22 protein-coding genes are annotated in these 21,889 nt (G+C 55.9%); 14 read left to right on the forward strand and 8 right to left on the reverse strand.

Annotated features, from left to right (window positions below; all coding sequences use genetic code 11):
* Window positions 1-16: 16 nt before the first annotated feature.
* The 4 genes from exbB (at window position 17) to PYR66_03380 (ending at window position 2,534) form a co-directional block, all read left to right on the forward strand.
* Complete coding sequence (gene exbB, locus PYR66_03365) at window positions 17-748, forward strand: tol-pal system-associated acyl-CoA thioesterase (protein ID WEF28788.1); 732 nt, start codon at window positions 17-19, stop codon at window positions 746-748.
* 6 nt (window positions 749-754) lie between these two features.
* Entirely contained in the window at window positions 755-1,180 is a 426-nt protein-coding gene (exbD, locus tag PYR66_03370) for a TonB system transport protein ExbD (GenBank protein ID WEF28789.1), read from the forward strand.
* A gap of 112 nt (window positions 1,181-1,292) precedes the next feature.
* The gene (gene yghX / locus PYR66_03375; protein WEF28790.1) at window positions 1,293-2,180 is read left to right on the forward strand and encodes a YghX family hydrolase; all 888 of its coding nucleotides are present in this window, start codon (window positions 1,293-1,295) and stop codon (window positions 2,178-2,180) included.
* Between the two features lie 66 nt (window positions 2,181-2,246).
* Window positions 2,247-2,534 carry a DUF2623 family protein gene (locus PYR66_03380; protein ID WEF28791.1) on the forward strand — a complete coding sequence of 96 codons (288 nt, stop codon included), beginning with the start codon at window positions 2,247-2,249 and terminating at the stop codon, window positions 2,532-2,534.
* Between the two features lie 102 nt (window positions 2,535-2,636).
* Here PYR66_03380 and yghU read toward each other — a convergent pair whose 3' ends face one another.
* A complete protein-coding gene (gene yghU, locus PYR66_03385) occupies window positions 2,637-3,503 on the reverse strand; it encodes a glutathione-dependent disulfide-bond oxidoreductase (GenBank protein WEF28792.1) in 867 nt (288 codons plus the stop codon).
* Window positions 3,504-3,570: 67 nt separating this feature from the next.
* Window positions 3,571-4,131: a thioredoxin domain-containing protein gene (locus PYR66_03390; protein ID WEF28793.1), complete on the reverse strand. Its 561-nt coding sequence runs from the start codon at window positions 4,129-4,131 to the stop codon at window positions 3,571-3,573.
* A 219-nt stretch (window positions 4,132-4,350) separates the two neighbouring features.
* On the opposite strand from PYR66_03390, the gene gss reads away from it, so the two are divergent.
* The 3 genes from gss to PYR66_03405 all read left to right on the forward strand — a co-directional run bounded on the left by gss (window position 4,351) and on the right by PYR66_03405 (window position 8,264).
* Complete coding sequence (gss, locus tag PYR66_03395) at window positions 4,351-6,216, forward strand: bifunctional glutathionylspermidine amidase/synthase (GenBank protein ID WEF28794.1); 1,866 nt, start codon at window positions 4,351-4,353, stop codon at window positions 6,214-6,216.
* A 96-nt stretch (window positions 6,217-6,312) separates the two neighbouring features.
* Window positions 6,313-7,494 (forward strand): PLP-dependent aminotransferase family protein, encoded by a 1,182-nt coding sequence (locus PYR66_03400; GenBank protein WEF28795.1) that lies wholly within the window; start codon window positions 6,313-6,315, stop codon window positions 7,492-7,494.
* A 62-nt stretch (window positions 7,495-7,556) separates the two neighbouring features.
* Window positions 7,557-8,264: an alpha/beta hydrolase gene (locus tag PYR66_03405; protein WEF28796.1), complete on the forward strand. Its 708-nt coding sequence runs from the start codon at window positions 7,557-7,559 to the stop codon at window positions 8,262-8,264.
* A 175-nt stretch (window positions 8,265-8,439) separates the two neighbouring features.
* On the opposite strand, the gene PYR66_03410 is transcribed toward PYR66_03405, so the two are convergent.
* The 3 genes from PYR66_03410 to PYR66_03420 all read right to left on the reverse strand — a co-directional run bounded on the left by PYR66_03410 (window position 8,440) and on the right by PYR66_03420 (window position 9,847).
* The gene (locus PYR66_03410) at window positions 8,440-8,628 is read right to left on the reverse strand and encodes a hypothetical protein (protein ID WEF28797.1); all 189 of its coding nucleotides are present in this window, start codon (window positions 8,626-8,628) and stop codon (window positions 8,440-8,442) included.
* Between the two features lie 248 nt (window positions 8,629-8,876).
* Window positions 8,877-9,167, reverse strand: coding sequence for a DUF1330 domain-containing protein (locus tag PYR66_03415; protein ID WEF28798.1), 291 nt, complete (start codon window positions 9,165-9,167; stop codon window positions 8,877-8,879).
* Between the two features lie 2 nt (window positions 9,168-9,169).
* Window positions 9,170-9,847: a GntR family transcriptional regulator gene (locus PYR66_03420; GenBank protein ID WEF28799.1), complete on the reverse strand. Its 678-nt coding sequence runs from the start codon at window positions 9,845-9,847 to the stop codon at window positions 9,170-9,172.
* A gap of 491 nt (window positions 9,848-10,338) precedes the next feature.
* Between PYR66_03420 and PYR66_03425 the strand changes: the two genes are divergently transcribed.
* From PYR66_03425 to PYR66_03450, 6 genes are all read left to right on the forward strand, one after another.
* Window positions 10,339-10,941: an amino acid synthesis family protein gene (locus PYR66_03425; GenBank protein WEF28800.1), complete on the forward strand. Its 603-nt coding sequence runs from the start codon at window positions 10,339-10,341 to the stop codon at window positions 10,939-10,941.
* A complete protein-coding gene (locus tag PYR66_03430; GenBank protein ID WEF28801.1) occupies window positions 10,913-11,758 on the forward strand; it encodes an alpha/beta hydrolase in 846 nt (281 codons plus the stop codon). Before PYR66_03425 ends, PYR66_03430 begins: the two co-directional genes overlap by 29 nt.
* Window positions 11,745-12,671 carry a flavin reductase family protein gene (locus PYR66_03435; protein ID WEF28802.1) on the forward strand — a complete coding sequence of 309 codons (927 nt, stop codon included), beginning with the start codon at window positions 11,745-11,747 and terminating at the stop codon, window positions 12,669-12,671. The genes PYR66_03430 and PYR66_03435 overlap by 14 nt, the downstream gene beginning before the upstream one ends.
* Before the next feature lie 19 nt (window positions 12,672-12,690).
* Window positions 12,691-13,728: an LLM class flavin-dependent oxidoreductase gene (locus PYR66_03440; protein WEF28803.1), complete on the forward strand. Its 1,038-nt coding sequence runs from the start codon at window positions 12,691-12,693 to the stop codon at window positions 13,726-13,728.
* An 11-nt stretch (window positions 13,729-13,739) separates the two neighbouring features.
* Window positions 13,740-15,206: an aldehyde dehydrogenase gene (locus PYR66_03445; protein WEF28804.1), complete on the forward strand. Its 1,467-nt coding sequence runs from the start codon at window positions 13,740-13,742 to the stop codon at window positions 15,204-15,206.
* Between the two features lie 203 nt (window positions 15,207-15,409).
* Window positions 15,410-16,822 carry a cytosine permease gene (locus tag PYR66_03450; protein WEF28805.1) on the forward strand — a complete coding sequence of 471 codons (1,413 nt, stop codon included), beginning with the start codon at window positions 15,410-15,412 and terminating at the stop codon, window positions 16,820-16,822.
* Between the two features lie 28 nt (window positions 16,823-16,850).
* Here PYR66_03450 and PYR66_03455 read toward each other — a convergent pair whose 3' ends face one another.
* The 3 genes from PYR66_03455 to PYR66_03465 all read right to left on the reverse strand — a co-directional run bounded on the left by PYR66_03455 (window position 16,851) and on the right by PYR66_03465 (window position 20,225).
* Window positions 16,851-17,186, reverse strand: a complete 336-nt coding sequence (locus PYR66_03455; GenBank protein WEF28806.1) for a hypothetical protein — start codon at window positions 17,184-17,186, stop codon at window positions 16,851-16,853.
* A 114-nt stretch (window positions 17,187-17,300) separates the two neighbouring features.
* Window positions 17,301-18,683 (reverse strand): aspartate aminotransferase family protein, encoded by a 1,383-nt coding sequence (locus tag PYR66_03460; GenBank protein WEF28807.1) that lies wholly within the window; start codon window positions 18,681-18,683, stop codon window positions 17,301-17,303.
* A 51-nt stretch (window positions 18,684-18,734) separates the two neighbouring features.
* On the reverse strand, window positions 18,735-20,225 hold the full coding sequence (locus PYR66_03465) for an aldehyde dehydrogenase (protein ID WEF28808.1): 1,491 nt from the start codon (window positions 20,223-20,225) through the stop codon (window positions 18,735-18,737).
* A 630-nt stretch (window positions 20,226-20,855) separates the two neighbouring features.
* On the opposite strand from PYR66_03465, the gene PYR66_03470 reads away from it, so the two are divergent.
* Window positions 20,856-21,785, forward strand: a complete 930-nt coding sequence (locus PYR66_03470; protein WEF28809.1) for a LysR substrate-binding domain-containing protein — start codon at window positions 20,856-20,858, stop codon at window positions 21,783-21,785.
* Window positions 21,786-21,889: the final 104 nt, after the last annotated feature.

Below are 21,889 nucleotides of genomic sequence, written 5' to 3' on the forward strand. Positions count from 1 at the left end.
GTCCTGGAGAAACAGTGTGGGTAATAATTTGATGCAGGCGGATCTCTCCGTTTGGGGTATGTATCATCATGCCGATATTGTCGTTAAGGTAGTGATGATTGGCTTGATTCTGGCTTCGGTAGTCACCTGGGCTATCTTCTTCGGCAAAGGCGCCGAAATGTTGTCCAGCAAGCGTCGCCTCAAGCGTGAGCAGCAGCTGCTTAGCGAAGCGCGTTCTCTCGATCAGGCTAACCATATCGCGAATAGCTTCCATGCCAAAAGCCTGAGCTCCCAGCTTATCAACGAAGCGAATAATGAACTGGAACTGTCGGCTGGCGTTGAAGACAACGAAGGCATTAAAGAACGTACCGGTTTCCGCCTTGAACGCCGCGTGGCGCAGGTCGGCCGCTATATGGGGCGTGGTAACGGCTACCTGGCGACTATCGGTGCGATCTCGCCGTTTGTTGGCCTGTTTGGTACCGTTTGGGGCATCATGAACAGCTTCATCGGCATCGCGCAAACCCAGACGACCAACCTCGCGGTAGTGGCTCCGGGCATCGCTGAAGCGCTGCTGGCGACGGCTATCGGCCTGTTTGCCGCTATCCCGGCGGTGGTCATCTATAACGTCTTCGCCCGAATGATTGGCAGCTACAAAGCTTCTCTCGGCGATGTTGCCGCGCAGGTTCTACTGCTGCAAAGCCGCGATCTCGACCTGAACGCCAGTGGTTCTCAGCCGCTGCGCCCGGCACAGAAATTACGGGTAGGTTGATGCGCTATGGCGATGCATTTTAACGAAAACCTCGATGATAACGGCGAAATGCACGACATCAACGTGACGCCGTTTATCGACGTCATGCTGGTGCTGTTGATTATCTTCATGGTGGCGGCCCCGCTGGCCACCGTGGATGTCAAAGTTAATCTGCCGGCCTCTTCCAGCCAGCCGCAGCCGCGCCCGGAAAAACCGATTTACCTGTCGGTGAAAGCGGACAAGTCGATGTTCCTCGGTAACGATCCGGTGACCGACGAGAGCGTGATTGCCTCGCTGGACGCGCTGACCCAGGGCAAGAAAGACACGACTGTCTTCTTCCGCGCTGATAAAACCGTGGACTACGAGACGATGATGAAAGTCATGGATACCCTGCATCAGGCGGGCTATCTGAAAATTGGTCTGGTGGGTGAAGAGACCGTCAAAGCGAAGTAACGTCCTCCAGGATACCTCCCGAAAAGCTGGCCATGCGCCGGCTTTTTTTACGTCTGGCGCATGGCCGAACTTATGCTTTGCTTAGAAGGGTGTTGATGACGGGAGAAGAGCGATGACGCGGCTAACGGCAAAAGATTTTCCACAGCAACTGCTTGAGTACTACGACTATTACGCGCACGGCAAAATCAATAAACGGGAATTTCTACAGCTGGCGGGCAAATACGCCATTGGGGGGATGACCGCGATGGCGCTGTTCAATCTATTGAAACCCAATTATGCGCTGGCGGAACAGGTCGAATTCACCGACCCTGATATTCACCCGGAATATATCCGTTACCCTTCCGCGGAGGGCCATGGCGAAGTACGCGCCTATCTGGTGACGCCGACAAAACTGCACGGCAAACCCGGCGCGGTGGTGGTGGTGCATGAAAATCGCGGGCTGAATCCTTACATTGAAGATGTCGCCCGGCGGGTGGCGAAAGCGGGCTATCTGGCGTTGGCGCCGGATGGCTTGAGCTCGGTTGGCGGTTACCCCGGCAATGATGATGAAGGACGGACGCTGCAACAGCAGGTCGATCCGTTGAAGCTGATGAACGATTTTTTCGCTGCGGTGGACTTTATGCGCCAGCATCCGCAGGGAAATGGCAAGGTAGGGATCACCGGCTTTTGTTATGGCGGTGGGGTATGCAATGCCGCCGCGGTGGCGATCCCGGAGCTGGCCTGCGCGGTTCCCTTTTATGGCCGCCAGCCGCCCGTTGATGACGTTGTGAAGATAAAAGCGCCGCTGTTGCTGCACTACGCCGGTCTGGATAAAGCCATCAATGAAGGCTGGCCCGCCTATGAACAGGCGCTGAAAGCCGAGCATAAAATCTATGAGGCATATGTTTATCCGGGAGTGAACCATGGCTTCCATAATGACTCGACGCCGCGCTACGACCGGGCCGCCGCGGAGCTGGCCTGGCAGCGCACATTGGCGTGGTTCGCGAAATATTTACCCTGAACCAGGACTACCACTCGCTTAAAAAATCGCTATATAATGTTGTATATAGCGATTGAGGAAAGCGCGATGGAAAATCATTTTGGTAAAGGGTTAATGGCGGGGTTAGCGGCGTCCTATGCCGATACCGCAAGCCATGCCGCGGATTTTTGCACCGACTATAAGCGCGGGTTTGTGTTGGGCTATTCGCACCGTATGTTCGAAAAGACCGGCGACCGCCAGCTTAGCGCGTGGGAGGCGGGGATCCTGACCCGTCGTTACGGGCTTGATAGAGACATGGTGATGGACTTCTTCAAAGAGGGTAGCTCCTGCATGGCGATGCGCTATTTTATGGCTGGCTACCGGCTGGAAAGCTGAAATGGTCTTGCGGGGCTGAGCGGCTTACCCCGGATTGCGTTGACAACATTGCACGATCCCGTAGCCCCGGCGAGCGTAGCGCCGCCGGGGAGGGGAACGGATTTACGCCTGGCGTTTATCTTCGGTTTGAGTGTCAAAATCGCTGGCGTCATGGCGCTCATGCAATTGCTCGTCGAGCGGGCCATTGGTGCGGTTGACGATACGTCCGCGTTTTACTGCAGGGCGGCTGCCAACATCCTGCGCCCAGCGCAGCACGTTGACGTAGCTGCCTGCGTCAAGGAACTCGGCGGCGTTATACACATTGCCCAGCACCACGTTGCCGTACCACGGCCAGATCGCCATATCGGCGATGGTGTACTCTTCCCCCGCTACAAAGCGATCGCGAGCGAGCTGCTTATCTAAGACGTCGAGCTGACGCTTGGCTTCCATGGTAAAGCGGTCGATCGCGTATTCGATTTTCACCGGCGCATAGTTATAGAAGTGGCCAAAGCCGCCGCCGAGGAACGGCGCCGCGCCCTGCAGCCAGAACAACCAGTTGAGGGTTTCAGTGCGTCCCGCCGGATCTTTCGGCAGGAAGAAGCCAAACTTTTCCGCCAGATACAGCAGGATGCTGCCGGATTCGAATACCCGCGTTGGCGGGGTGGTAGAGTGATCGCTGAGCGCCGGGATCTTGGAGTTCGGGTTGACCTCGACAAAGCCGCTGGAGAACTGGTCGCCTTCGCCGATGCGAATCAGCCAGGCGTCGTATTCCGCGCCGGTGACGCCCAGCGCCAGCAGCTCTTCCAGCATGATCGTCACTTTCTGCCCGTTCGGCGTGCCCAGCGAATAAAGCTGCAGCGGATGGGTGCCGACCGGCAACACCTGTTCATGCGTCGCGCCGGAAACCGGGCGGTTGATATTGGCGAATGCGCCGCCGTTATTCTGTTTCCATTCCCATACTTTCGCGGGTTGGTAGTGATTGTCGGACATACTGACCTGCCTCTTTAGTAAGGTGTACAAAAATAGTGAGGTGTACAAAAAAGTCTAGCAGCTAATATCAGGCCATAATCCGCGCGGCCCACACGCTGACATCATCGCCGCTGCCGAGATCGGGTTGCGCCAGGCCGTTGACCATAAAGGTGGGCGACACATGGATACCGTTCTGGCGGGCGTATTTACTGTGCCATTTGATCTCATTTTGCAATTCCGGGCGGGCAAAAGCCGCCGCCAGCGAGACGTGGCTGTAACGTTCAAGACGTTCGATGATCTGCTGTGGGGTGGTGTCCATGTTCGGCCCGCTGCAGTGGTCGGTGAATTCAAACTCTTCGCGGTGATCGGCGACCGCCTGCAGCACTTTGTGCGCCTGCTCTCGGCCGTGCGGCAGGGTTGAAGCGGCCAGTACGCAGCGCACCACCACGCCGGAGAACAGATGCCACGGCTGAGACTGAAGGCGAACCTTGATGGTGACGTTCTCCGCGCCGACTTCATCCAGCAGCTCATCAAGCTTGTTGAAGGCGCGAACGGAATAGGGACAGGTCGGTTCAAGGAACACTTCAAAGGTCCGCGGGCCGTGTCCCCAGACCAGCGGCTGGGCATTGAGATGCGAAGGTGCGCTCATTGTCGACTCCTGATGTAGTGGTGCTTTTTTGTTATGTCTCGGTTAACAATATCACTTTTGCCAATGGGTGCCGGGTTATTTTCCATAAGGGCACGTTTAGCGAAACGAATGAGTGGTATCATCATTTCACCTCTGTCTGGTAAGTGCCTGCGGCAGGATAAGAAGAGGGAGTTTTGTTCCGCCAACTGCCCGGGCTGCATTAATTTGAGGTCAGGCTAAATGAGCAAAGGATCGACAAGTATTGATGCCCCTTTCGGTACGCTTTTAGGCTACGCTCCGGGCGGCGTGGCGATTTATTCATCGAACTACAGTAGCTTAAATCCGCAAGATTATCCGGATGACGCCACCTTCCGCAGCTATATCGGCAATGAGTATATGGGGCATAAATGGCAATGCGTAGAGTTCGCGCGACGCTTTTTGTTTCTCACCTACGGCTTTGTCTTTACCGACGTCGGCATGGCCTACGAAATCTTCTCGCTGCGCTTCCTGCGCGAAGTGGTTAACGACAACATTCTTCCCCTGCAGGCCTTCGCCAACGGTTCACGCCGCCCGCCGATCGCCGGCTCACTACTGATCTGGCAGAAAGGCGGCGAATTTAAACATACCGGCCACGTGGCGGTGATTACGCAACTGGTGGGAAATAAAGTCCGCATCGCCGAACAAAACGTGATTCACGCGCCATTGCCTCAGGGGCAGCAGTGGACTCGCGAGCTGACGCTGGAAGTGAACGATGGCGTCTACACCCTCAAAGATACTTTTGCCGATACCGAAATTTTAGGCTGGATGATCCAGACCGCCGATACTAAGCACAGCCTGCCGCAGCCCATGCTGCCGGGCGAAGAGATGAAAATTAGCGGCGCGCGGCTGCCAAATAAGGGCCAATTCCGCGGTAACTGGCTCAATGAGAAAGACGCGCTGCAAAAAGCCTACATCGACGCCAACGGTCATTTCATCAATCAGGATCCTTATCAGTACTTCACGATTAGCGAGAGCGCTGAACAGGAGTTGATTAAAGCGACCAATGAGCTGCACCTGATGTATCTGCACGCCACCGATAAGGTGATGAAGGATGACAATCTGCTGGCGTTGTTCGATATTCCGAAGATCCTCTGGCCGCGTTTGCGCCTTTCGTGGCAGCGTCGTCGTCATCATATGATCACCGGGCGCATGGATTTCTGCATGGACGAGCGCGGGCTGAAGGTGTACGAATACAATGCCGACTCCGCCTCTTGCCATACGGAAGGGGGATTGATCCTCGAACAATGGCTGAAACAGGGCTATCGCGGTACCGGCCATAATCCGGCGGAAAATCTGCTCGACGAACTGGCGGGGGCGTGGAAGCACAGCCGCGCGCGGCCGTTCGTGCATATCATGCAGGACAAGGATCTTGAGGAGAACTACCACGCCCGGTTTATTCAGCGTTCGCTGACCGACGCGGGCTTCGAAAGCAAAATCCTCTTTGGCCTTGATGAGCTGCGCTGGGATGCTGCCGGTCAGCTGATTGACGGCGATGGCCGGTTGGTGAACTGCGTCTGGAAGACCTGGGCGTGGGAAACCGCGATCGAGCAGGTTCGCGAAGTCAGCGCCGATGAGTACGCCGCGGTGCCGATTCGTACCGGCCACCCGCAAAATGAGGTCCGCCTGATTGACGTCCTGCTGCGTCCGGAGGTATTGGTATTCGAGCCGCTGTGGACGGTTATCCCTGGCAACAAGGCGATTTTGCCGGTGCTGTGGTCGCTGTTTCCGCATCATCGCTATCTGCTGGATACCGATTTTGTCGTTAACGACGAGCTGGCGAAAACCGGCTATGCGGTGAAACCGATCTCCGGGCGCTGCGGCAGTAACATCGACCTGATAAGCCCGCACGACGAGGTTCTGGATCAGACCAGCGGGCAGTTCGTCGATCGCAAAAATATTTACCAGCAGCTGTGGTGCCTGCCGAAGGTTGATGGCAAGTACATTCAGGTATGCACCTTCACGGTAGGCGGTAACTACGGCGGTACCTGCCTGCGCGGTGATGATTCACTGGTGGTGAAAAAAGAGAGTGATATCGAGCCGTTAATCGTCCTGAAAGACGACGAATAACGCTCGAAACCCAGTCAGCGGCTAGCGCCGCTGACTGGCACCTGCAAAGAAGCAATGAATAACTAACACAACAACAAGACAGAAAAGGAAAAGCATATGCACGATCGGCGCCTCGCCGCCCGCGCGGGTGAACTCAAGCCCTCCGCCGTCCGCGAACTTCTCAAACACAGTAAACTCCCTGGCGTTATCTCGCTTGGCGGCGGCATTCCGGCGCCGGAGCTGTTTGATACCGAAGGCCTCAACCTCGCGGTGCAGAAGGTGATGAGCGAACGTTTTAATGACGCCTTCCAGTACGGCCTGACCGAAGGTTATCCTCCGCTGCGTCAGGCGGTGAGCGAAATCTGCCAGTCTCGCGGGGTGGCCTGTGAGGCAAGTCAGGTGTACATCACTTCCGGCTCGCAACAGTCGCTGGATATCGTCGCCCGTACGCTGCTCGATCCTGGCGATGCGATTGTCGTTGAGCGCCCGACCTATCTGGCGGCGCTGCAGGTGTTCCAGCTGGCGCAGGCCAATATCCTTAGCGTCGATACCGACGATAACGGCATGCTGGTTGAGCAATTAGCCGATCTGCTGGCAACCACTCAGATCAAAGCGGTCTATCTGGTGCCAACCTTCGGTAACCCCGGAGGTAAAACCCTGAGCGACGATCGCCGTCAGCGGCTGGTGGCGTTAGCGAAGCAGCATGATTTTGTGATCATCGAAGACGATCCCTACGGCGAAATTAGTTTTACCGATAAAGTGCGTCGCCCGCTGTATCAGCATGCGATCGAACAGGGCTGCGAAGATCGCGTGGTTTACACTTCAACCTTCTCCAAGATCCTTGCGCCGGGGATGCGTATCGGCTGGATCGTGATGCCGGAATGGCTGGCGCATCAGGCGGTGATCGTCAAGCAGGCGGCGGATCTGCATACCAATATGCTGTCTCAGGTGATCACCACCGAGTACCTCGGAATGGATCGTCTGAACAAGCAGATCGCCCTGATCCGCGAAGATTACCGGAAGAAGTGCGTGGCGCTGGCCGACGCGCTGGAAAGCCGCCTCGGCGAGCATCTGGAGTTCAGCCGCCCGGAAGGGGGAATGTTCCTGTGGGCTCGCTTCCGCTATCCGTTCGACACCATGGCGTGGCTGAAGAAGACGCTGGAAAACGGCGTGGTCTACGTGCCTGGCGAAGCGTTTTATAACGATAACCCGGATACCCGCACGCTGCGCCTTTCCTATTCAACGGTTTCGGAAGCCGGTCTGCTGACCGCTGTCGAACGTCTGGAAAAATCGCTGTAACCTTTTGACTCCGCGCGCTTTCCCGGCGCGGAGTCTTCCCTTGCTACACGCCGAGTATGCCAATGAACCCTGATAACCTGCCGCTGGCGCTGATCCCCGGTTTTATGCTGGATGAAACCCTATGGGATGCCTTCGTCGCCGAATTTCCGCCGTCGCGTACCTTTGTCCGCGCCAGCCTGCGAGAAGGCGAGACCATTGCTGAAATGGCGCGTCATATCGTCAGCACGCTGCCGCCGCGCTTTGTGCTGGTGGGCTTCTCGCTGGGCGGTTACATTGCGCGTTCGATTGTCGAACAGTTCCCGCAATCGGTCGCCGGGTTGGTGCTGGTCGCCACCTCGCTGCGTGAAGATAGCGAGGAGCAGCAACAGATTAAAACCGCGGCGATTAAAGCGGTCTCCGGGCCGACTTTCCGTGGGATTAGCACCGGCGCCATTGCCGCGACGTTGCACCCATCGCGGGCGCAGGACCACGCGCTGATTGCGCAAATCCGCGCGATGGGCGCGCAGCTGGGCGCTGATGTTTTTCGTCGTCAGGCGAGCCTGGTACGAGGAAAAATCACGCGACATCCTATTGAATGCCCGACGTTAGTTATCGCTGCCGCTGACGACCCGTCACGCCCGCTGGCCGAACTGCAGGAGTTGCACCAGAGTATTGCCGGTTCGACATTGGCGTTGATTGAGCAGTGCGGTCATATGGTGCCGTTAGAGCAGCCGGGTAGGCTGGCGGAGACGATTAGTGAGTGGCTGGCGAAGCAGAGAGAGTCGTGGTGAAGTTGCTCGCCGTTGCCCGGGGCGGGAAACGACGAGCAGAGAAGTCAGAATCGAGAAGAGATCACTCCTGCTCGGCGATACGATCGTCAAGCCAGATAAGCATCAAGGAAGAGAGAAAAGCGACAGCAATGGTGCCAATAAACAACAACATAATAATTTCCTCAGGGGCTTTTTATTATTTTTCTAATTTAACCGGTGAGTGACTGTTCTTATCTGCAATGGTGATTTTGGTATCGTGCTGCGTCGTCGCAAGGGTGAAAAAATCATCGGCGTCGATATCGAAGTTCAGTACTATTTCCCGATATTTTCTGGCGTTAATCAATTCTTTAGCTTCTTTCATACTACTGGCGATAATAGTAGGCATCAGATTCATCTCAGTTTAAAAAACTGCTAGCAAAATAAAAGCTAGCTCGTATCAGATCAACTACTTTTTACTGTCATCTACATCACAGAAAAAGACATGGCTACGCTGACTGGCGAAAAATGAAACATAATTTCTGTTTTCCGCACAGCAGGTAGCGAATTATTTTATTGATCTCACTGAAGAATATGAAAACATCGCTTAAAAATAATATCCCTGCTTATTTTAAGACTACTGGCCGTCATATTCAGTCAGGCTGGTAAACCTTCGACGATGGTTATCATCGCGTCGGCGACATCCGCACGCGCGGCGCGCGCCTGCTGATATTCTTCCGAGTGGTAGCAGGCCAGCGCGCTTGCCATATCGCTAAACTCAATCAGGACGTGTTTGGCGAAGCGTTGTCCTTCCAGCGTCTGCGCCTGGCCGCCGCGGGCGACGAAGCGCGCGTTGAAACGTTTGAACGCCGCAGGGGCGAGATCCATATAGTGTTGATATTGCTCGGGATCGTGAATATTGACGTGGGCAATCCAGTAAGCGGCCATGTTTACTCCTGTGAGGATAGAATCTGTTTGGCGAGCTGCGCGGCTTCGGTTAGATGCTCAAACACCGCCTGTCGGGCCTGCTGTGGGTCGTTGCTTTCAATCGCGCTATAGATGCGCGACATACGCTCAAAGCCCGCTACTTGCCGTTCCGGCGAAGCCAGAGTCAGCGCGCGCAGGCGGCTGATGCGGCTATTCAGACGCTGCACGATTTCCCAGGCGATCGTGTGTTTCGCGACGCGGAATAGGGTTTCATAGAAAGCCTGCGAGGCTTCAACCCGCTTAATGTCATCCTGCTCGCGCGAAGCCTGAGCGATCAGCTGTAGCTGCTGCTGAAGCTGCCGTTTATCGTCGGCATTAGCGAGTTTGGCGCAATCACAGGCCGCCTCTTGTTCAAGCAACATACGAATGTTGTAGATCTGCTCTGCGCTTTCCCAGCTTAAAACAGCAACGATGGGGCCTTTTTTCGGCAGCGTTTCAATAAGCCCTTCGGCTTCAAGATAGCGGATCACCTCTCTGACCACGCTGCGGCTGACGCCGAGCTGCTCGGTTAGCTGACGTTCGACCAGTCGATCGCCCGCTTTAAAATAGCCGGCAATAATCGCCTGGCGGACTTTTGTTAACGCCAGCTCACGTAACGTAACCGGGACGGCATCAATTTTTAGTGAATGGTTATCAACCATCAAATCCCTCTGTGTTTATCTGATGAATCAAAGCGGCAACACGGCCCGCAGAGGAGAATCGCTGTACTATTAGCACCCTTTCGTCAGGCGACGCAACGTTAGTCCGCGGTGAGGTACTGGCGATTCACTTCTCCGGAAGCCAGGAAATTGCGCTGGCTCACAAATCTGCATTCTGCTGAAGAAAAAAACGCGCTGCGACCGTCGTTATCCTAACACTTTGATTTTAGTTCATTTCAAAGTGGTGAAATGTTCACCGCTTCCCACCCTTGCGTTTATCCGGTTTTTAAGCGGGAAAACGTCATGTAATTTCTTTAAATCTAATAAAAATCATAAAGTTAAATAATTAAAAATCGCTTTATCTCTCATCATGATTCGGCATAAAAACATACCGTATGATGGTATACCATATTTTGACATGTTAATTTCGCCGATGCTATACCACTTGCGAAACATTTAATTAGCAAGTTGTTAACCTTTATTGAGGAGAGGCTATGCATCCGGCGATTCGTAAAACGTTAGTCACAACGGAAACGTTGTATGTCGATGGTGGTAAAGCGGCTGCAAAACCGCTGGTGATGATTGCCGCCGCGGCGGTGATCCGCAACCCGTGGGCAGGGCTGGGCTATGTCGACGACCTCGCCCCGCAAATCCGTGAATTCGCGCCGATCCTTGGCGAGCTACTTACCGGCCTGATTCTGCAGGAAGCCGGCGGCGGTGAAAAAGTCGAAGCGTTTGGGAAAAGCGCGATCGTCGGTCTTGATGGCGAGCTGGAGCATGCCTCGGCGCTTATCCATACGCTGCATTTTGGCAACCACTACCGTAGCGCGGTACAGAGCAAGAGCTACCTGGCATTTAACAACACTCGTGGTCCGGCTAATTCACCGGTGCTGATCCCGATGATGAACAAGAACGACGAAGGCAGCCGCGAACACTATCTGACGATGCAGTTCAACATCAGCGATGCGCCGCGTTATGACGAAATCGTTATTGCGCTGGGTGCGGCGCTGGGCGGACGCCCGCATCACCGTATTGGTAACCGTTACTCCGACCTGAAAGAGTTAGGCCATGATGCGCAAAACCCAGCAGCTGTCTGATCGTCAGATGCGGGTCAGCTATCTGGAGGCTGGCGAAGGCGAGCCGCTGGTGCTGATCCACGGCGTCGGTATGAATGCGGCGTCCTGGTATCCGCAAATTGAGGCGCTGAGCCGCCATTTCCGGGTAATTGCCGTCGATATGCCGGGACATGGCAATAGCGAGGCTTTCCATCATCCGGCGACCTTAACGGACTACGTGGCCTGGTTGAATGATTTTCTGCGTACCCAGCCCGAGCGTTGTTTTGCGGTCGCGGGTCACTCGATGGGGGCGCTTATCGCCTCAGGTTTGGCCATTGACCATCCGCAGCGGGTGAGCCATGCGGTGGTGATGAGTGGCGTGTTTCGCCGCAGCGAGCAGGCGCGTCGCGCCGTGCTGCAGCGGGCCCGCGAACTGGCGGACGGCGAGGCGCAGTTGGATTCCCCGTTGGCGCGCTGGTTTAGCAACGACGCCGGGGAAGCCATCCTGCGTGAACAGGTAGGCGGCTGGCTGGCGGAGGTGAATGTGCAAGGCTACGCCGCTGCATATCAGGCCTTTGCCAGCGGCGATCGGGTCTATGCCGATCGCTGGCGGGAGATCCGCTGCCCGGTACTGGTGTTGACCGGTGAACTGGATGCCAACTCCAGCCCGCAAATGGCGCAGGAGATGGCGGCGGCGGCGCCGCTGGGTCAGGCGGTCATTATCGACGGCGCCCGGCATATGGTCAGTCTGACCGATGCCCTGCGCGTCAACCATGAATTGCTGAGCTTCTTGCAGTGCGGCTCGGCGCGACAGAGCAACAATGCCGATATGGCGGGACTCTCTCATGCAAACAGATAAACGTAGACAACTCCGCGACGCTTTTGGCGCGTTTATGACCGGCGTCACCGTCGTCACCAGCCGTGATAAAAACGGCGAGCCGATTGGCTTTACCGCCAACTCTTTCTCTTCGGTATCGCTGGATCCAGCGTTGCTGTTGGTCAGCATCGATAAACGTTCGGCCAACTTCAGCAACTTCACCGAGTGCGCCTATTTCGCGGTCAATATTCTGGCGGAACAGCAGAAAGAAACCTCCAACATCTTCGCCCAGAAAGTTGAGGACCGCTTCAGTCTGATTGACTGGCGCGCCAGTGAAAACGGCACGCCGCTGATCGATGACAGTTCCGCATGGTTCGACTGCGCGCTGCATCAGGTCATCGACGCCGGCGATCACGCGATTTTGCTGGGCAGGGTTGAAGGTTTTGATTCCGTCGGCACCGCGGGGCTGGGCTACTATCGCGGGGCCTATTTCACGCCGTATCACAATGCCGAAGCGTTGATTAATCGCTTAAGCGTTGAAGTGAGCGCATTGATTGAGTTCAACGGTCAGGCGGTGATGGTGCCACACGGTGAGAGCTATCGCTTGCCGACTCGCAGCGTGGCGAAAGGCAGCGTCGACGACACGCTGAAGGCGTTAATGGCGGAGTTGGGGATTAACGCCAGCCCGGGCTTTGTTTATTCGGTTTATGAAGATCGTCAGAACAATAAACAGCATATCGTGTTGCTGTGCGCGCTGCCGACCGAGTCGGAAAGCGAGCGGCCGGTTCTACAGCACGCGCAATGGTACGACCTGGAAAAACTGTCGGCGCTACCGATTGGCGATTCGGCGCTGAAATCCTTGATGAACCGTTTTGTGCGTGAAAGTGCCGTCGGCAATTACAGTATTTACTACGGTGATGAACTGAGCGGGTCAATCAAGCAATTCGCTAGCTGAATGTATACTGGAGCCCCAAATGAAACTGTCTCTCTTTATTCATATGGAACGTATCTCGCCGGATGAGCCGCAGGATAAGCTCTACAACGAGATGATGGCGCTGTGCGAAATGGCCGATGAAGCCGGGATGCACGCGATCTGGACCGGTGAGCATCATGGGATGAATTTTACCATTGCGCCGAACCCGTTTATTAATCTCGCCGATTTAGCCAACCGTACCAGCCGGGTGCGTCTGGGCACTGGCACCATCATTGCCCCGTTTAACCACCCGCTGCGGCTGGCTGGTGAGGCGGCCATGACCGATATCATCACCGGCGGTCGCCTGGAGTTGGGCATCGCGCGCGGAGCATACAACTACGAATACCAGCGTTTGATGCCTGGTCTGGATGCCTGGGAAGCCGGGCAGCGGATGCGCGAACTGGTGCCTGCCGTGAAAAAATTGTGGGAAGGGGATTACGCGCACCAGGGAGAATACTGGCAATTCCCGTCATCGACCTCATCGCCGCAGCCCAAGCAGCAGCCGCATCCGCCGATCTGGATTGCCGCTCGGGATCCGAATAGTCATGAGTTTGCGGTCAGTAACGGCTGCAACGTGCAGGTGACGCCGCTGCATCAGGGCGAAGAAGAGATCGTCCGCCTGGCGGAATGTTTCCACGAAACCCGCCAGCGCCTGGCGCCGGAGAAACCGCTGAAAATTATGCTGCTGCAGCACGGCTTCGTCGCGGAAGATGAGCAGGACGCGCAGCAGGCCGCCGAAGAGCTTAACCGTTTTTATAACTATTTCGGCGCCTGGTTTAAGAATGAGCGTCCAGTAAGTCAGGGGCTAATTCAGCCGCTCAGCGACGAAGAGATTGCCGCCAATACCTATTATTCCGCTGCCGCCATGCGTAAAAATCTCGCCATCGGTACGCCGAATGAAATCATCACCCGGCTGAAAAAATATGAAGCGCTGGGCTATGACGAGTTTGCGTTATGGATTGATAGCGGCATGACGTTTGAGCGGAAAAAGGCGTCACTGACCCGTTTTATTCAGCAAGTTATGCCCGAATTTCGTTAACAGGTGCCGAGATGGAATCGTTCGATCTTTATATAGACGGTATGTTTGAGCGCGGCGCGGCGCGCTTTTCATCGCTTAACCCGGCGACCGCCCAGCCGTGGGCGGAAATTGCCGAAGCGCGGGGCGAGGAAGTGGATCGCGCCGTTGCCGCCGCCAGGCGGGCGTTTTACGATCCGGTCTGGCGCGGGCTAACCGCCAGCGCTCGCGGCAAGCTGCTGTTGAAGCTTGCCGAGCTGGTTGAGCAAAACGCCGCTGAACTGGCGCGGCTTGAAACGCTGGACACCGGGAAAATTATTCGCGAAACGCAATCGCAGATTGCCTATGTGGCTGAGTATTATCGCTATTACGCTGGTCTTGCCGATAAACTGGAAGGCCGTACGCTGGCGATTGATAAGGCGGATACCGAAACCTGGACCCGGCGTGAACCGGTTGGCGTCGTGGCCGCGATTATTCCGTGGAACAGCCAGCTCTTTTTATCGGCGGTGAAAATCGGTCCGGCACTGGCGGCGGGCTGTACTCTGGTTGTCAAAGCGGCAGAAAGCGCCCCCGCGCCGTTGCTGGCTTTTGCACGATTGATTGCTGACGCCGGTTTCCCGGCGGGCGTCTGTAACGTGATTACCGGTTTCGCCGAGGCGTGCGGGACGCGGTTAACCACCCATCCAGATGTTGACCATATCGCGTTTACCGGCGGCCCTGAGACCGCGCGGCATATTGTGCGCAACAGCGCGGAAAACCTCAGCAAAACCACCCTTGAGCTGGGCGGTAAGTCGCCCTTTATCGTCTTTGAGGATGCGGATTTGGACAGCGCCGCCAACGCGCAGGTTGCGGCGATATTTGCCGCCTCCGGGCAGAGTTGCGTCGCCGGTTCGCGCCTGCTGGTAGCGGAAAGCGTCAAAGAGCAGTTGCTGGAGAAATTGGTCGAGCGCGTCAAACGGATTGTCATCGGCAGCCCGGACGACATGACGACGCAATTTGGCCCGCTGTGTACGCAACGCCAGAAGACGCTCATCGAGCAGGTCGTCAACCGCTCTCTGGAGCAGGGCGCCCGGCTGGTGATCGGCCATGACGCCATTGACTCCCCTGGCTATTACTATCCGCCGACGATCCTCGATTGTTCCGCCGCGCCGCAGGCGGAAAGCGTGGTGCGCGAGCTTTTCGGCCCGGTGCTTTCCGTCGTGACCTTCCGTGATGAAGCGGAAGCCATACGGCTGGCGAATGCTACCGATTACGGACTGGCGGCTGGCGTCTTTACGCGCAATCTGGCCCGCGCCCACCGTGCGACCCGCGATCTCCGCTGCGGGATCGTCTGGATAAACACGTATCGCATGGTATCGCCGCTGGCACCCTTCGGCGGATACGGTCTTTCCGGCCATGGACGGGAAGGCGGAATGGAAGCGGCGCTGGAGTTCACTACCACCAAAACGGTGTGGCTGCGTACCAGCGATGAGCCGATCGACGATCCCTTTATCATGCGCTGAAGCGACGTGTTTCTCTCCTCGCGCTATGGTCGGCGCGACGGTCGGTTGCGGTAACGCCAGCAGCGCGTTACCGCCACTGTCTTAACGGAATAACCCCAGCATGTATTCCCGGGAACCCTGCGTTCCCAGGGCTGGCTGTGCTCTTTTTTAGACATTCGAACCCTACACATGAAAGAAAAAAATCCCCATTAACGGAGGATAAAATGTCCCGAAACCACGTAATTGAAAATAAGACGGTGGACTACGTTCCGGCCAACGAACGCCACGGCCAGGCGCGCAGCCTCTTCACCTTATGGTTTTGTACCAATATCGCGCCGCTGGCGGTGGTGACCGGCGCGATATCCACGCAAACGTTTCATCTTAATATTCTGTCGGCGATAAGCGCGATTATTGCCGGGCATATGTTTGGCGGGCTTTTTCTGGCGCTCACTTCCGCACAGGGGCCGCGAGTCGGCATCCCGCAAATGGTACAGAGCCGGGCGCAGTTCGGCCGCTACGGTTCGCTGCTGGTGGTCGCGTTCACCACCATGATTTATCTTGGCTTTTTTATCTCAAACGTGACGCTCTCCGGAAAAGTCATCAACAATGTCATACCGGCGATACCGGTGACCAGCGCGACGGTGATTGGCGCGATTGCCGCCACCTTGATTGGTGTGATTGGCTATCGCTTTATTCACCGCATTAATAAAATCGGCGCCTGGGTGATGGGCACGGCGCTGTTAGTGGGGTTGGTGATGATGCTCACGCAGCCTTTGCCGGCTGACTTCTGGCATCGAGGCTCATTCAGTCTCAACGGTTGGTTCGCAACGTTCTGTATCTGCGCCGTTTGGCAGATGAGTTTTTCACCTTATACTTCTGATTATTCTCGCTATTTACCAGAAAATATCGGTGTGTTTAAACCGTTTATCTGCACCTGGGCGGGGGCCTGCTGCGGCACGATTCTGGCCTTTCTGGTGGGGGTTGCGGCGATTAACGTCGTCGGCGGCGAAGGGGATGCGATGGCGGCGGTGCGCCAGGCGACCGGAGTATTAGGGCCGATACTGATGGTGCTGTTTCTGCTCAACATTATTTGCCATAACTCGATGAATCTCTATGGGTCGGTTCTTTCGCTGATCACCGCTGTGCAGACTTTTCGCCCGCAGTGGCGGCCGGATGCGCGGGTGCGGATGTTATTTTCTGCCGTGGTGCTAGTGGGGGGCGTGTTCGTCTCGGTAGCGGCGGCGGCCAATTTTGTCGCCTTCTTCCTGAATCTGATCTGGGCGTTAATTGGCGTCCTCATCCCGTGGTGCGTCATTAACCTGCTCGATTTTTACGTTATCAATAAGCAGCATTACGACATCGCCGCCATTTTTAGCGCCGACGGCGGGCGTTACGGGCTGGTAAATCGCCGTGCGCTGCTGGTTTACTTTGGCGGCGTACTGGTGCAGGTGCCGTTTGTTGAAAACGCCTTCTATACCGGCCCGTGGGCGCACCTGATCCCCGGCGCCGATATTTCATGGATGATTAGCCTGGTGGTCACTAGCCTTGCGTATTTGCGTTTTCACCAACAGGGCGCCGCGGTGCAATATGGACAGGAAAAAGCCCGGATCACCGGCCTGATGGATAACGGCTCTTGACTAAAGGACGGGGCGAAAAGGCCCGCGCTTAGCGCTGCTGTTTTTCACTCATGAGCTGGCGGCAGCGCTGCTGGTCTTCGCCGATTGCCGCTTGCTCCTCTTCGCTAAGCTGCTGCCAGGTGCTGAGCATCTTGTCGCCCAGAGCGGAAATATAGTGGTTTTTGCGCAAGGCGTAATCGGCGTTGCCGCCCTCGACAATGTTTTCCATATCATGCAGAAACGCCTGCGGGTCGCGGTGATCAATGACGCAGAATACCGAGCGGTAATAGCTTTCTTCTTCTGCGGAGTAGTGCGGCGTCAGCCACCAGGCGATAGCGGCGGCCAGCGCCAGCAGCGGGAGAATAAAACGTAACGTCTTCAACATGGGGCATTCAGTCAGGCAAATTGAGGGCGTAGTGTACCTGCTGACGGATGAGAATGTAAAAGCGGAGGCAGGGTGCCTCCGCTTTGCGGTAATGAAAGACGCTATTTAATGATCCTACAGCAGGCCAATCTCTTTGGCGGTGCGGTCAACGGCGCGTTTGGTTTTCTCAATCAGCTCATCGAGTTCGCTATGTCCGGCAATCAGTGCCGGGGCCATGATCATGCGTCCCAGCGTCGAGCGAATAATCACCCCTTCTTCAAAACCGATGGTGCGGCAGCGCCAGGCCAGTTCGTTTTCGTTGGCAAAGCGTTTGCGGGTGGCTTTATCCTCAGCAAACTGCAAGGCGGCAACCAGCCCGGCGCCCTGAACTTCGCCAATCAGCGGATGGTTATCGAAGACTTCACGCAGCGTTTTTTGCAGGTATGGGCCGGTATCTGTACGTACCCGGGTCACGTGGTTTTCATCGCGTAAGGCTTTCAGGTTAGCGATCGCCACCGCTGCCGCTACCGGGTGGCCGGAGTAGGTCAGGCCGTGCGGGAAGACGCCGCCTTTTTCCACCAGCGCTTCGGCTATGCGTTTGCTCAGCACCAGACCGCCCATCGGCACGTAGCCTGATGTCAGTCCTTTGGCAATCGACAGCGTATCCGGCTCGAAACCAAAGTGCTGATGCGCAAACCATTCACCGGTACGGCCAAAGCCGCCAATCACCTCATCGGCGCACAGCAGCACATCGTATTGGCGACAGATGCGTTGGATCTCCGGCCAGTAGCTTTCCGGTGGGAAGATCATGCCGCCCGCGCCCTGGAACGGCTCGGCGATAAAACCGGCGACGTTTTCCGCGCCCAGTTCAAGGATCTTCTCTTCCAACTGACGAGCGCAGCGCAGGCCGAACTCCTGCGGAGTCAGGTTGCCGCCGTGCATATACCAGTAGGGTTCATCGATATGGGCGATATCTGGAATCATGCCGCCCATTTCATGCATGAATTTCATACCGCCGAGCCCGGTCGCCGCCAGCGTGGAACCGTGATAACCGTTCCAACGGCCAATCATCACCTTTTTCTCCGGCTTGCCGAGGATCTGCCAGTAGCGGCGCACGGTACGAATCAGCACTTCGTTCGATTCCGAACCGGAGTTGGTATAGATAGCGTGGCTGTAGTGCGGCGGCAGCAGGCTGAACAGCAGTTCGGAAAGCTCGATCACCGCCGGATGGGTGGTGTGGAAGAACATGTTGTAATAGGGCAGTTTGGCGAACTGCGCTGCGGCGGCATCCGCCAGATCCTGACGGCTGTAGCCCAATTGGGTACACCACAGGCCGGACATCCCATCGAGATACTTATTGCCGTCGTTGTCCCACAGGTATAGCCCTTCGCCGCGTACCATGACGCGCGCCCCTTCGGCGTTCAGCGCTTTTTGATCCAGGAAGGCATGAATATGGTGAGCCGCATCTGAATGTTGGTAATCGGACGTCGAACGGTTCTGATTGCTTGGATTAGTCATTTCGTCTCTCCTGTCTGCTGAAATGTAAAAAGTGACGCAGGCTGCGGCCCACTAGCGAAACTGAAACCAGGTTGTTTTGAGGCTGGTGAATTTATCGAAGGCGTGCAGCGACAGATCGCGGCCAAAGCCCGACTGTTTGTTGCCGCCAAAGGGCACGGTGACGTCCAGCGCATCGACGGTATTCACCGATACCGTTCCGGCAGTAAGCTGCGCGGCGACGCGGTGGGCGCGGTGCAGGTTATCGGTCCACAATGATGCGGCCAGGGCGTAAATATGGTTGTTCGCCAGATGTACCGCCTCCTGTTCGCTATCGAAGGCGCAAACCGCCAGCACCGGGCCGAAGATCTCTTCTTGCCACAGCGCCATCTCTTCGTTGACGTTGGCCAACAGCGTCGGCTGGACGTAGTTGGCGACGCCGTCGATTTCTACCGCGCGCCCGCCGGTGAGCAGCGTGGCGCCATCGTCTTCCGCGCGCCGGATGGCGGCGATCACTTTTTCGGCATGCCCGGCGCTGACCATTGCCCCCATGCGGGCGTCCGGGTCGAATGGATGCGCTGGCGCCCAGGCCTGCATTTTTTCCTGTAGTTTGGCAATGAAGGCCGCGTAAACCGGGCGCTCAACCAGCAGGCGGGAGTTTGCGGAACAGACTTCGCCCTGATTAAAACAGATGCCAAATGCCGCTTTCTCCGCGGCCAGGTCGAGATCCTGGCAGTCAGCGAAGATGATATTGGCGCTCTTGCCGCCGCACTCCAGCCATACCTGTTTCAGGTTGGATTGCGCCGAATAGGCCATAAAGGCTTTGCCGACTGCGGTTGATCCAGTGAAGGCGATGGTGTCGATATCGTGATGCAATCCCAGGGCACGACCGGTTTCGGTTCCCAGCCCGGTCACCACGTTGAGCACGCCCGGCGGAATACCGGCTTCCAGCGCCAGCTCGCCCAGACGTAGGGCGCTGAACGGCGCGTTTTCCGAAGGCTTGAGGATCACGCTATTACCGGCGGCCAGCGCCGGACCCAGCTTCCATGAGGCGAGGTCGAGCGGGAAATTCCACGGCACGATAGCGGCGACCACGCCGATCGGTTGGCGAGTGATGGTCGCCAGCGAGCCGGGTTTGGCAGGCGCGACTTCATCGTAGATTTTATCTACGCTTTCGGCATACCAACTGAGGATGTGCGCGGCGCCGGGAACATCAATCGTCAGCGCATCGTTGACCGGTTTCCCCATGCTGACGCTCTCCAGCAGCGCCAGTTCTTCGCGATGCTGGAGGATCAGCGCTGACAGGCGCAGCAGCGCGCGTTTACGCTCCTGCGGCGCCAGCCCGGACCAGACCCCGGAGGTAAACGCGCGGCGTGCGGAAGCGACGGCGATATCAATATCTTCCGCCTGCAGTGACGTGACTTCCGCCAGAACCGTATTGGTTGCCGGATTGACGGCGGGGCAGACCTGGCGGCTTTTCGCGACGTACGGTTGACCATCGATAATGGCGTGGCTGATAAAGCGCTGCTCCTGCAGCTTGCGCTGCCAAAAGTTTCTATCAGACATGAACCTTCTCCTTCGCATGTTGCGTAATTGTTATTTATTTGTTTCTTTGAGTTCATGATGCAGGAGGGCAATGCGGCGAGAAAGGACTAAAAATTGAGGCAACCTCTATAAAAATCGTTGTTAGCCAACGGAAGCGGTTTTTCATGCTTCAGGGGGAGCGCTAATACGTTGTGATCGCGTTCAAATAATTATGTTCTGCTATTTTTCAATAAGTTGTAATTCAACGAATTTTTGTTTTGTGCTTATTTTCTTCGACGGCGCGTCGGGAACGTCTTTAGCGATATTAAATGTTTTCAAATTTAAAAATTGAAAATAAAAATAATATTCAAGAGGAAGTAAATCACAGTGAAATGAGATCGCCCGCCAGAGCGATTGAGTGAATGGAAGTACAATTAATACCTTGTAATATAAGACAGTTGTATGCCTGATTTTGACTCATCCTGCCTATACTGGCCGGTGAACGATCGTCTGGCGCTCGCACTTTCCTCGGCGAGCGTCTGTTAATTTTCTGTAAAAATCTGATCGCGGTCGGATTGTTGATCTTTTTCGCGGGCGAGGGTTGCAGGCCGGGGTGTTCATCGTTTAATGCTAATCAACCTGCCTCTTTGATGATAAAAAATAAGGTATCACATGCCCCATTTTACCCTGAAACAGCTCAAATACTTTGTGGCCGTCGTCGAGGCGGAAAGTATTGCTGAAGCCTCACGCCAGCTGCATATCGCGCAGCCGTCCATTTCCATCGCCGTGAAGACGCTGGAAGATATGTTTGAGCAGCAGTTTTTTATTCGCCACCACGCCCAGGGCGTATCGATGACCCCGAGCGGGCAACGTTTTTATGAAAAGGCGAAAGAGCTGCTGCGGCTTTCATATCAATTCGAGCAAAACTCGAAAGCCGATAATGAACTGGTCTCCGGCATTATTTCTATCGGCTGTTTTGAGACCGCCGCACCGCTGTATATGCCGCTGCTGATGGCCGGATTTAAGAAGATCTATCCGGAAATCACCATCAAAATCTACGACGGCGAACAACATGAGATTGCTCACGGCCTGCACCGCGGGCGTTTTGATTTGGCTTTTCTCTACGATCTTGAACTGGATACGTCGATTTATACCGAAAGCCTCAACGCGCCGCAGAAACCCTACGCGTTGTTGCCGGCGGATCACCCGCTGGCCCAGCGTCATTCCGTGCGGCTGTCCGAGTTGAGCAACCTGCCGATGATTCTGCTGGACGTGGTGCCGAGCAAAAACTACTTCATCAGTATTTTCAAAGATAAGGGCTACAATCCGCAGGTCGCGTACAGTTCGCCGTCGATTGAGATGGTGCGCTGCATGGTGGGTCAGGGGTTGGGTTTCTCGGTGCTGGTGACCCGCCCGGTCAATGACATGACCTATGACGGCCAGCAGGTGCGCTGCGTGGAAATTCAGGATGAGATGGCGAATTCGGCGCTGGTGATGGCGCATCTGCGCAGTAGCGAGCCGACCAAACCGACCAAACTCTTTATGGAATATTGCCGCAATGCGGTGCTGAGTCCGCCGCAACTGGACGCTAAAGTGGCCTGAATGATGATATTTACCCGCCGCGAGCGCGGGTAAATATATTAATCGCTTATCTCCCGCTTATTACCAATAAAAAAACGAGGCTTTGAATATATTTTTATGAGCCT

It is taken from the genome of Klebsiella aerogenes (assembly GCA_029027985.1).
GTDB classification, from domain to species: domain Bacteria; phylum Pseudomonadota; class Gammaproteobacteria; order Enterobacterales; family Enterobacteriaceae; genus Klebsiella; species Klebsiella aerogenes_A.